Annotated in this window: 8 protein-coding genes; all 8 read right to left on the bottom strand. The window is 31.5% G+C overall.

Annotated elements, in window-relative coordinates; genetic code table 11:
- Entirely contained in the window at positions 1-732 is a 732-nt protein-coding gene (locus LJD34_RS07185) for a PcfB family protein (protein ID WP_117575957.1), read from the bottom strand.
- Between the two features lie 15 nt (positions 733-747).
- A complete protein-coding gene (locus LJD34_RS07190) occupies positions 748-2,097 on the bottom strand; it encodes a relaxase/mobilization nuclease domain-containing protein (protein ID WP_227359529.1) in 1,350 nt (449 codons plus the stop codon).
- Position 2,098: 1 nt separating this feature from the next.
- Positions 2,099-2,437 carry a plasmid mobilization protein gene (locus tag LJD34_RS07195; RefSeq protein WP_227359530.1) on the bottom strand — a complete coding sequence of 113 codons (339 nt, stop codon included), beginning with the start codon at positions 2,435-2,437 and terminating at the stop codon, positions 2,099-2,101.
- 139 nt (positions 2,438-2,576) lie between these two features.
- Complete coding sequence (locus LJD34_RS07200) at positions 2,577-2,774, bottom strand: DpnD/PcfM family protein (protein ID WP_158556430.1); 198 nt, start codon at positions 2,772-2,774, stop codon at positions 2,577-2,579.
- A 49-nt stretch (positions 2,775-2,823) separates the two neighbouring features.
- Complete coding sequence (locus tag LJD34_RS07205) at positions 2,824-3,777, bottom strand: DUF3991 domain-containing protein (RefSeq protein WP_227359531.1); 954 nt, start codon at positions 3,775-3,777, stop codon at positions 2,824-2,826.
- A 2-nt stretch (positions 3,778-3,779) separates the two neighbouring features.
- Complete coding sequence (locus tag LJD34_RS16600; protein ID WP_318532717.1) at positions 3,780-10,931, bottom strand: DUF6908 domain-containing protein; 7,152 nt, start codon at positions 10,929-10,931, stop codon at positions 3,780-3,782.
- Positions 10,859-11,236: a TnpV protein gene (locus tag LJD34_RS07215; RefSeq protein ID WP_318532718.1), complete on the bottom strand. Its 378-nt coding sequence runs from the start codon at positions 11,234-11,236 to the stop codon at positions 10,859-10,861. The genes LJD34_RS16600 and LJD34_RS07215 overlap by 73 nt, the downstream gene beginning before the upstream one ends.
- A gap of 791 nt (positions 11,237-12,027) precedes the next feature.
- Positions 12,028-12,723 carry a hypothetical protein gene (locus LJD34_RS07220; RefSeq protein ID WP_117852038.1) on the bottom strand — a complete coding sequence of 232 codons (696 nt, stop codon included), beginning with the start codon at positions 12,721-12,723 and terminating at the stop codon, positions 12,028-12,030.
- Positions 12,724-12,887 lie beyond the last annotated feature (164 nt).

A 12,887-nucleotide genomic window follows, 5' to 3' on the forward strand; every position in this document is an offset into this window, starting at 1 on the left:
TTATCTTACCTTTCTTTTTATCTTTTTCTTACGTTGAGGCTGTTTATGACGTACCCTATTTCTTTGTCTAACTGTTTGTTTAGGTTTAGCCTTTTTATTTCTATTTTTTATCTCATCTAGTTCTTTTTTTACTGATGGTCTTTTATTGATACCTTCCTCCATTGAGATATGCTCGAACTGATTTTCGCCTCTCGTTTTCGTTCGAGCCATAGACGGGTTTTGTTCTTCTTTCATTGAGTCCAATAAAGAAGATACCAACTCATCATGTTCTTTTTCAGTTAATGGTTTGACATCTTTGAATTCATCAGGCTGTTTTGCAAGTGCTGCTTTTCTCATTGCTTCAGTATCAATAGTTGCAAGTTCATATTTATCTACGATCCTGCTGATTTTTGCTGCATCTTCAGCTCGTACCATAATGTCGCATATTCCATCCGTATTATTTCTTTCTTTTAATACAGAATAAAGAACACCATAACGTTTTGCTTCTTCACAAAACTTTTTCAAATCTGAATGATGTACAGCAAACACTTTAAGTTCCTTTCCAGATTTCAACATATTAGCAAGTCTTGTTTTTCCTTTAACCTTTTTCTTATCTGTTAAAATTGCATAAAGCGTTACTGCTAAAGATTTAGAAGCCATTCCACCTGCCTTTAAAGCTACATTAGCTGCCATTTCTATTCCCTGAAGTGTCATCCTCACTGCTTGATCGGCTGTTTCTCCGCCAGCATTCATAAAGTTCCTCCTTCCTTAATAATTTCTTTTTCGTTCTTTTGAACTTCTTTCTTGTACTTTATTTTCTTGTTCCTTAACTGTTTGCAATTTATCTTTAATCTTTAAGGAACGTTGTTTGATACCTTCACATAATTTCACCTCCTTTCGATAATCCTTTATTTCTTTTGAAATTGTTTCGATATCTTTTTGAATCATTTCTTTTCTTTCAAGATTTCGGCATCTTTTGACCTTGTTATAAAGGCATCTTCTTTCCTTAACTAACTTTTCAATTTTGTTGCTTATTTCACTTTCATAATTTTCCAAATCCTCGATCGTATTGATTTTCTTTTTGCATAGAAAAGTTGTTTCTTCAGTAATCCTGTCCATATATCTAAGATCCTCCTTAAAAATAAAATGTACCTTTCTTCTAGAAGGTACATTTTTAGGGATAATTCCCATTCGATACATATAATGGAAATACAATGCCTTTATTCCTGTTATCTTTTTTGCCTTTTTGATATTTCCATGATATTGATATTTACTTTTGATTCGTGTTCTTTTTTCAAAATACAGATCCTGTTCAATGATTCTTTTCTTGATATTTTCTTCACTATATGTTCCATCATCTCTTACTTTATAAAGTCTAAAAAAACGAGGTGCTCCGGGTGGTTTGACTGCAATATGTTTTACATTTGTTTTCACATCATATCCAACAGACTTGAGATATTGTAAAAACTGTGTGAATGTTCTTGATGATGCAATAGCACGTTCAAGATCATCTTCTATAAGCGTTCTTCGTGTAGGCTTTTTCTGTTTTTTAGCCTGCCATTCAGAATAGTGCACTCCCTTTTTAGGATCTGTGATTACATTGAGTCTATACTTTTCACAAAGTGCATCCGACAATCTTCTCATTTTGTCATAGTCAGCGTGTTTGTTTAAAAATCTTTTGTACGTTGTCCATGAAACAGAATTTATAACAAAGTGATTATGAAAATGTTTCTTATCTGTATGTGTGCAAACCAATACCTCAAAATCATCTCCCCACATCTGATGGGCAAGTTCTAATCCAATTTGATGTGCTGTTTCAGCTGTAACCTCCCCTGGTAAAAAAGACTGATACGCATGAAATGCCAAAACACCATCCTCCTTGTGTGCATTCCTTTTTGTCTGTTCCATTTGCTGAAGAACAGTTGAGGGATGACAATTTAAACCACTGACATAAAGTTGTCTTTCAGTTTTATCATCATTGACAGCATAATCAATAACATTCCCAAGTCCTTCATATTCATAAACACTATCCGTTTCTTTTGTCTTAAGAGGATTAGAAGCATAATTTAAAACCCTGTCCAAATTATCCTTAACTGCCCATATACTTGTTGTAGCCATTTTACTTTTCCATCCTTGTAGGTTCAGTAACATTGCTTAATATTAATTGAACATTTTTTTCAAGTTCTGAACAGTTTCTCTTATATTTTAAAATATCAATTGTTCCAGTTTTATAACCAATAACTGCAATCTGATTTAAGTTATTACCTATCATTCTTAACTGCTTAATAATTTCTTTAACATCATCACTGATTCTTGGTGCTGGAACATATCCACTTATCAATGTACGAATATATTCTTCTCTTGACAGTCCTGTTTTCTTAACACATTTATTTAAATTTTCTAATTCAATCAAAGACAATCTTACTTTTATCTCTTTATTTCTTTTGATCTTGTTCAATTTTATCTACTCCATTTCCTGCAGGGTCTTAGGGATTGTCCCTAACAAGCTGACTTTGGGTACAAAAGTCCTTGCTTGCTACAAAAGTCATCAACAGGATAATACTTCTATTTAATGAATTTATTATCCTGCTGGAAAACTATCTTTCCCTGTCAAAAAGTTTTTTCTTGACTTCAAGAACATCAAATCTTAAATCCGTTATATTTTCATCATTAAGTATTACATCTTCATTTTTATACTTTTCTCTTACAACATTAATTGCCTCATTTTTGGAATGAGCTTTTACTGTTTCTTGATGCTGTAATACTTCTGTAATTTCAACAACATATTCTTTCATCATTTTCTCCTTGCATAATAAAAGGTCACGAATTTGATCCATGACCTTCCTATCTACTGTATTCTTCTTTTTGCTTAAATTTTCTTGTCAGAACTTCATTGACATCTTTCATTTTTTTAGGTCCTTTATCATAGATTTGATAGCTTTTACCTAAAAGATAATTGATCTTTGCAATACTGTTTTTTCCTGCCTTATCATTATCCAAATATAGATTTAAAACTTTAATTTGTGGATTGATTGCTAAAAATTTACCTAAGGCAATAGGCAATTCACTTTCCTCAATAGAATTACCTATTGCTGTTACTCCTGATAAAGAAAGATAATTGTTCTTTTTCCAATTCCTTTTATGCAACTTCTCTAAAGTTTGAAAAGACATAAGGTCAATTGCACTTTCAAAGATATTTAAAACATCACTTTCTTTATTTACCAATTGAAAACTATATTCCTTATTACTGTTAAATACGTCTACCTTCCAATCACCATCTGTTGCTCTTTTTGAAGCATAACGTTCTATTCCTTTTTCATCATATCCTACAAAGACAACAGAGTGATCATAACTGCATTCATAGATCATTCCCTTTTGATAATAAAATTGAATAACTTCTTTATCAATTTTTCTTTTATTTTTTAGATAGTACATCATTTTTTTATTATCTTTTGAAACGGTTGGCAATCTGAAAATACCATCGTTCTTTTTTGAACATTTGTTTACACGATAAACAGGCGGACTATCTCTTATACATTTATCAACATATTTTACAGCCTCATAATAGTTCATACCTTTAACATCCATTAAATAGCTGATTGCACTTACCCCACCTTTTCCTTGAGAAAACCAAATCCACTTACCATTAGAAATAACCAAAGAGGAATGCGTTGCCGTTCGGTATTCTTTTTTTCCAGATTTAACAAGTTCACTTGGTTCATAATTATACAGATAAGTAAACACATCCAACTTTTGTAGTTCTTGTGCCTCCTCATCTGTGTAAAACTTATTTGACATACTTATCGCATCCTATTTACTTTTGATTTACGACCAATACCTGTATCGTTTTTTTGAACAGAAGTATCTGGAATATTTTCTTTCTTATCTAAATCAAGTTCTTTATTGATTTTGGACAGTTTCTTTAAGGCATCATTCAATTCATCTTCTTTTTCAAATGGCTTTTCTACTTCAAGTTCAGCATTATGCAACTGTTGCAATGTATTTTGAAGAAGTTCCTTTTCCACTTTTAAACTTTTTGGAATATTTTCAATAGCATTATCAATTCTTGTAAGATTCCCATAAACATCATTTCCTAATTCAACAGGATAATAAAGTTCTTTCTTTAAAGACATGATGTAATATTGACTTAAACTGTTGAACTGAATGTACAAATCAAATCCTCTATACTCTCCAATGTATTTTTTATCCTGACCATCATATTCCTTACAGGCAAGAAGTATTGCATTTCCTGCCTGTTTTTTATCTACTATCAACATATCCTTGATTTTTATTTGTTGAAACTCTTTTTGAGGTTTCAAATCTTTTATATCATTTTCTAGCCCTTCAATCCTTGTCTTAATGGCTTTAATCTTCTGTGGATAATATTTAATAATTCTATCTTCTAAATCATATTTTTGAGAAAGATAGTTTGCTTTGGCAAGTTTTAATTTGGATACTTTCGTATCAAGCTCCATCTTTTCTTTCACTTTGGGATTTCCACTCGCTAGTGCCTTTATCTCTGCATAAGAAAGTGAAGCTTCATCTATATCTTCAGCACTTCTTACAGGAGATTTGCTTGTCATAATTTGTCCTATGAATTTTTGTTTATTTTCAACCAGCTGATATAGATAAGCATCAAATGTACCTTCTGTTACATAACGATAAATATAAACATCCTTATTTCTATTTCCTTGTCTTACGATTCTTCCTGCACGTTGCTCCAAGTCCGAAGGTCGCCAAGGGCAATCCAGATCATGTATTGCTATCAAGCATTCTTGTACATTTGTTCCAGCTCCCATTTTACCTGTCGAACCTATCAGAATTCTCACTTTACCTTCTCGAACCTTAGAAAAGAGTTCTTTCTTTTTAACATCTGTTTTTGCATTATGGATATATGCAATTTCACTTTCAAGAATTCCTTCTTCTAATAGTTTATTTCTAATTTCATCGTAGACATTGAATGCATCATTACGAGGAGTAGACATATCACAAAAGACAAGCTGTGTACTTTTTTCTACCACTGTTGCATGATATATCTTCAATATATTTTTAATACAGGCATTGACCTTGCTATTTTTATTTTCTGGTAAAAGTTCATTGATAAGCCTTTGATCAAGTGCCAATTTTCTTCCATCGTTCGTAATTTTAAGCATATTATCCTCATGAGGATCAACTGCTCCATCTCTAATTTTTTGAGCACGTTCACCTAAGCTTTCAACAAGTTCTTTTTGAATATCAGAAGGTTTAACTGCCACATTTTGGTAATGGGCATTAGGAACAGGAAGATTCAACATATCAGCAGTCTTAATATCTGCTACTTCCTTGAACATATTAATCAATTCAGGAAGATTAAAGAATTTAGAAAAACGAGTCTTCATCCTGTATCCAGAACCTTCAGGGGCAAGTTCGATACTCGTGCTTGTTTCTCCAAAAGTAGAAGCCCAACAATCAAAATGCTGAAGGTTATGCTTAACTAGAGTGGAATACTGCAAATAACGCTGCATCGTATACATTTCCGTCATCGAGTTGGAAATAGGTGTTCCCGTTGCGAAAACAACCCCTTTCCCTCCTGTAATTTCATCCAAATACCTACACTTCAAATAAAGATCTGAAGATTTTTGTGCATCTGTTGTAGAAAGTCCTGATACATTATTCATCTTAGTAAATAGAAAAAGATTTTTATAAAAATGTGCTTCATCAACAAAAAGACGATCCACTCCTATTTCTTCAAAAGTAATTAGATCGTCTTTTCTATCATTCTTATTCAGTTTTTCGAGTTTTGCTTTTAATCCCTTCTTGGTTCTTTCTAACTGTTTGATTGTAAATCTTTCTCCATTATTTGCTTTTAAAGAACTTATTCCATTTGTAATTTCTTCAATTTCATTTTCAATATTCATCTTCTGTCTTTCGATTGACATGGGTATTTTTTCAAATTGTGAGTGTCCTATGATAATAGCATCATATTCACCAGTTGCCATTTTAGAAAACAGTTTTTTTCTATTTTTCTTTTCAAAATCTCTTTTTGTTGCAACTAGAATGTTGGCACTTGGATAGAGTTGCAAAAATTCTGCTCCCCATTGCTCAACTAAATGGTTGGGAACAACAAACATTGGCTTTTGTGCTAAACCTAATCTTTTTAATTCCATACATGCTGCCGTCATTTCAAAAGTCTTCCCTGCCCCCACTACGTGAGCAAGAAGAACATTTTGACCATAAAGAATATGTGCTATGGCGTCTTTTTGATGTTTTCGTAAAGTAATTTCAGGATTCATTCCTGGAAACTCTAAATGATCACCATTATATTCACGGGGTCTTATGCTATTGAATAATCGATTGTAAATCTGTGTTAATTCTTCACGTCTTTGAGGATCTTTCCAAATCCAATTATTAAAACTTTCTTTGATTGTATCCTGTTTTTGTTGGGCAATCATCGTTTCCTTTTTATTAAGAATTGCTTGTTTATTACCGTCATCATCATATTCATAATCAAATATTTTTGTCTGTTTCAAATTAAGACAATCTTCCATCAATCTATATGCGTTTGCTCTTGAAGTTCCATAAGTCTTATCAGCTTTTACGCTTTCTTTATCCATATTCTTTGCACTGATATTCCAATTAGCATTATAAGAAGAATAAGAAAGCTTCGTATAGTTTCTTACCCAGCTAGGTGTATCAAGTAATTCATAAAGAAACTGCTGATAGATTTCTACTGGAATCCAAGTTGCCCCAAGTCTGACCTCAATTTCACTGGCTGTAAGTTCTTTAGGCATTGCCTTTTCTAAAGCATCCACATTCTTTTGATACTTTGGATCAATTGCTGCTGACATTTTGGCTACTTCTAATTTTTCTCTGATATTTCCACTAAGGTATTCATCAGCTGTTACATATTCTTCCTGTTCTTCATTTAAAACACTAGGGACTTTAAATATGATACCATCTAAATCTTCTTTGATTTTTTCATTACTTATGCCCGTCAATTCACTCATATAATTAATGTCGACTTTTGCTTTTTCACTTAAAGACACCATCAATGCCTCATTAGCTGTAGCAACATTGTTAAACTCTTTCTTTTTACGAATCGTTCTTTGAGTAAACATGGCTGCTTTAGATTTTAAAGTTCCATCTTCGTTTAAATTTTCTAAAGAACATAAAAGATAGAACGAACTGTCTTCTCTAAATGCAATGGTATTACCTCGACTGTTGAGCAAACCATATGCTTGAGTAAAAACATCATAGTAATCATTCAATTCTCTTTGTTTTTTAGCAATCATTTCCTCTGGATAATCTTCACTTTGATAGGTTATCAAATCTCTGACAGTATCACGTATTCTAATCATGCCTTTTATTCTTTTAAATGTTGTATCACCAACATCAACTTTATTCATTAAAGAATTTTCTCTATAATAGACCTTATCGCCTATAACAGTATAAGAATAATTTCTTACCTGTGGATCAGCAGGTATACTTTCAATCTCGTTTTCATTTTCTTCCACAATATCAACTTCATCTATGTGACCTTTGATATTATAGATAGCTTTTTCCAATGATTCATTGAGAGGTTCATCATATCCTACGACCGTTATATCCTCTCTGCCATACATTGCATGTGTTTTTTCAATTGTTCCTAAGATCATTTCAGGGTGATCAATATAATATTGATTGATGACATATCCTTCTTCTGTTATTCCTGTTGAAACCCAATCATCATCTTTTAAAACAGGACGCTCTCTTTTTTGAAGAAATAGAATATCACTGACCGCTTTTGTATCACCAAAAGCATCATTAGGTAAACGAATGGCACCTAAAAGTTCACATCTTTCATTGATATATCTTCTTACATTACTGTTTCTTTTATCCATTGTATAGCGTGATGTCACAAAAGCAATGATCCCATTTGGTCTTACCTTATCGATTGTTTTTGCAAAAAAGTAATCGTGGATATTGAAATTCAACCTATCATATTTTTTATCTACGACCTTAAAGTTTCCAAATGGCACATTTCCAACAGCTACATCGAAAAAACTATCTGGCAACTTAGTTTCCTCATAACATTCTATTGCAATATTTGAATTTTGATAAAGCTGTTTTGCAATACGACCACTGATTGAATCCAACTCCACACCATACATCTTTGAACCCTTCATTTCATCTGGAAGCATACCAAAGAAATTACCAATACCACATGATGGTTCTAAAATATTACCATGTCTGAATCCTAAATTGTTCAATGCCTTATAAATACTTTCAATAACAACAGGTGAAGTATAAAAAGAAGTCAATGTTGATTCTCTTGCACTTTTATATTCTTCCTCACTCAACAATGATTTGAGTTCAAAATATTCATTTGCCCAGTTCGATTTACTTTCATCAAAAGCATCTGCTAATCCTCCCCAGCCAACATAACGAGACAAAATATCCTGTTCTTCCTTTGTTGCGTTTCTTCCTTGTTTTTCTAAAGAAAAAAGCAGTCTGATAGCTGCTACATTATCGTTGTATCTTTCTTTTGAAGGTTTTTTACCTAAATCTTTATCCGTAATTTGATAATTTATCTTTTCAGATTGAACAGGATCAATTGAAACATCTTCTTTTTGGATCTTATCTGAAACAGTATAATTATAATTATCTGCGAACTCTTTTACTAAAGAATAAGGCATGTCACTATAAACAATAAAAGAGCTGTCATAATCTATATGATAAATGTCCCTTTTGTTAATGCTATCCTTAAATACTTGCTCGGATTCAACTATATAATTTTTTTCTAAAAGTTTATCAAGCCATTGATCTGCATAATTTTCTAAATCATCTTTGGTTGATAAAGCGTCTTTATTTTTATTATCAGAAGAAATTTCAATATCAATTGAGTCATTTTTATATGAAATCGGCTCTAACAGTTCTTTTGAAAAATCAACTTTAAAAGTCATATAAGGCTCACTTACTTCTATACCATTTACCTCATAATAGTGGAACATGTCTATTGTTTTTTCATCATGATCATATAAAATCATCAAAGGATCATCATTGTCACTTGCAGTTATCATGTTACAAAAACCAGAGACTTCATTCATAATACGTGGTACTATTTTTTTCATTTTTTCAAACAACTGACTATTTTCTTCATTTTCTTTATTGAAAATATCATTAGATATTGAATAATCTTCATAAGTTCTATCAATCAAATAATCAACAAGCGAATTTCTAAAATCATCATCATTAAGATATCTGTTATAAAAATCGGGATCCTTCGTTTCATAAGAAGGCATAATAGAAATCAATTCTTCTCGAATATAATCTTCTGCCTCTTCATCTGTTGTATCGCTATCACGTAATGCGGGATAAATCATAGAACGCTTGATTTGATCTTCAAGGTCAGAAAGGTACTTTTTAATGATTGTATGGTTTGAACTATCAATATTAATATCTTGAACCACCTGTGTTATTGGTTTTAACAAATGGTCATTTAATGGGTTTTCTTTTAACAATTTGAGAAAATCATCTTTAGAATAATATTCTAAAAGCAATGGAAAGCTTTCATCCTGTAAAGTTATTTCATTACCATTTTCAATAATTTTGTATTCCGTTGCTCCAACATATACGCTGTCTCCCAAGTTCCATTGATACTCTTTTGGAATATTTTCATTCTGTAAATCATCAGAAGATTCAGGGATAAGACTTTGATTAATACTTTTCCTTTCATATTCGAGTTGATGTTGAAGTTGATTGTGCAAGAATGTTGGATAATATTCTTTTTCTTTTTTATTAAGATATCTGTCAAGTTGAATAAGTTCATCTATCCTTTTAGCAACCTTATCCCATTTTAAAATGATTTTGATTTCATCTTTTCCAATCTCACGATAACGACTTAAACTCATTCCTTTAGCATCATAATTGACATTTATAAAACCTACTGCAGGAGAACTTCCACCCTCTCCATATTCTTTTTTTAGAAACTGAACCTTTTCTTTCAATGTATTATTTTTTGAAAACATTTGATTGATTCGGTATTTGCCTTCTTCAAATCCACTTCCACGAGTCAATACTCTATCTATTTCCTGTTGTGAAAAAAAGATTCCATTTTCAAAATTTTGAATATTCTCATATACTGATTTTTTTTGTTCCTCCAGTGATGGAATCTGTATATCTGGTGCAAAATATCGAGATAATATCATGCCATCAATTTCTTTAGCAACAAAATTCCATGAATAATCATAAGAAACAACTTGATTATCAAAAGTTCCTAAATAAATATGCAACCCATCATCTAATCTGTCATATCCAAGAATGACATCATCAACTTTCCATTCTCTTATACTGTCAGGATATATACGCTGAACATATTCACAACGTTCTTCATCATTGTCATGTATTTGAAAAAACTCAATGATTTTTCCTGCAGATTCTAAAAGTTCATCGTTATACTGAAAAACATGATAAAAGACATTCGCATTGATGATTTTGTTTTCATATGCCCTTTTTAATCCTGATTCATTTTCATAAGGCGATGTAAGATATTCATCTTTTTCAATAATTTTTGCAAGATAACTTTGAAGTTGAAAAAAAGATAAGTACGATTCGCTTTTCCGATTCAAGTAGTTACCACTCCATACGTCCAGTCCATCATTTCTTTTTTTATAGCCAAGATAACTATAGTCATAGTGTTCTGGACACCTGAATGTTTGAACAAGCGTATCATCATAACATTCTTTTAAATAATTTGCCCTTTCAATTTCATCTGTATGCTCATGAAAATACTGAATAATTTCTTCTTTGCTATGTTGCAATGAAACATCTTCTCTTAAGAGTTGAGGTAAATCACTTAAATCAAAGGGTGGTAATACATTATCGCCACCCTTTTCCTTATCAACTTCTTCAATTCCTAAATCTAATTGTAGATTATTTCCTTCAGAATGATTTCTTCCGCTGTTTTTTGAAGGTTGTTCATATGCTGTACCCATTCCATCTGATGTATCTCTTTGTTTGGTGCTGGATTTTTCGTTAACAATTCCTTCATCAACATTTCTATCATCTCGTTTGCTTTCTTCTCTGTTTCCATTAAGTAAGAGCTCAGTTGATTCCTTACTCGAAGTGAAAAGAGAATCTCTGGCTGCTGTTCCTTCAGATACTTTTTCTTCATCATTGCGTATTTTCCTAAAGGTATCTCCTTGTCTACTGTCAAATTGGGCATTTGATAATCTCCCACTGTTGAGTATGTGATTTGTTCCATTGATAACACTCCCTTCATTTTTTTCAATTTTATCATCTACTAAACGATTGTTATTTTCAAATGTGCGATTTTGAATTATCAATTCTTTTGTAATATGAGAAATCACATTTAAAAGTGAATTACTTTCTTCTTGAAAGGAATTACCTATCACTCCCAACATTTCAGGTGTATTAAAAAGTTCTATTGATATAAAATCATCCACTTCAAAATAAAATCTTGTTTCAATATCACATCTGCTCATTAAACTGTAGGCAACTGAATTTTCTAAAAGATTTCTATAAAGATTCTTTAGTTCATTTTCCCCATAGCTTTCTAGCAAAGAACCGTCTTTTAATTTCATCAACCTTTTAAAATAATCATCCACATAATAGCCTGTCTGTTCCTTTGCAATTTCTTTGATGAAACTTCCTAAATCCTCATCATTTGAAGTCATATCAAATTGTTTTGCAATTTTATCAATCAATTGTTTATGAAACGACTCTTGTACACTCCATAAATGAAGTTCTCTATTATGTGGACTCCTTGTATCAACAATATCAAAAACATATCTTATTTTTGTATATCGACCACCATCGTCTATAAGAGCTATACCTTTTGAACCTTTTTTGATCCACCTGTTCATCCTGTTGTTCCATGTTTCAAAGTCTGTACATGCTTTTGCATCAGGTCTTTGCTGATAGATCAATAGTTGGTTGGTAAAATTAAAATTATAAAGATAGCCGGATGTTTTTAAAAATGAAAGCCATGATTCCTCACTTTGAATAATATCATGACATGATTTTTCAAGTAGTTCATATAATGTATCTAGTTTATTCATTTCATCTCACCTACCTTTCTTGATTTATTTTATTTTTTCTTAAAAAGTTCCTTTTTCTACACAGATTCTGCTCAAGTAAATATTTTGAACGTTTCTCCATATCCTTATATGCTTCTTCATAATCATTAAAATAATGTCCTGTATAAAATCCATATTTTCTATTTCCATTTGTTTCCCAAGTAACAAATTTAGCTGGAGATGTAGGACTGTATCCTATAACAATCGAATCATCATTGATATGCATTTCCTGAATGATTTCATACGAGCCATTTTTTTCATGATAGAATTTTGAAATATCTATTTTATTAAGACTCAATAAGAACATTGTATTTTCTGTAATATCTTTCCGCTTACAAAAATCAAAATAAAGATTCATTCCTTTTTTATGAATAAGAGTTTCATGATTTTCTTTAGAATAGCGCCAAATATCGTAATGAACATTCAACGGTGCATAAAGCAATTCATATTCTCTTTCTAAATCACTAAACAAAAACAAATCTGGATTGAAGTTAAAATAATCAAGATTCTGTGTATGATTTCGACCATCGACAATATCAAGTTGGATAGTGCTTTTTGTATGTTTATTTACAGCAACTGCACGAACGATATCATCCTTATTTTTAAGGATATACTCAACTGAATAATTACATTTGGTCTGTTTATCGATTATTTCTTGGCAAATCTCTTTTATTTGTAATTCTTTCACTTTTTATCTTCCTGGTATATTGTAATTGACCCATCTAAGTAGTCATCTACAATATACGTTCCTTTCTATCAATCTTATTTATCCGTGATTGATTACGGTTTGTGTATTCTGTAATATTGAAATATGTGAATGTGGATTTGTATTTTCTTCCTTGTGGCTCGACT

The organism is Faecalibacillus sp. MSK20_93, assembly GCF_020589945.1.
Taxonomy (GTDB): Bacteria; Bacillota_I; Bacilli_A; order Erysipelotrichales; family Coprobacillaceae; genus Faecalibacillus; species Faecalibacillus intestinalis.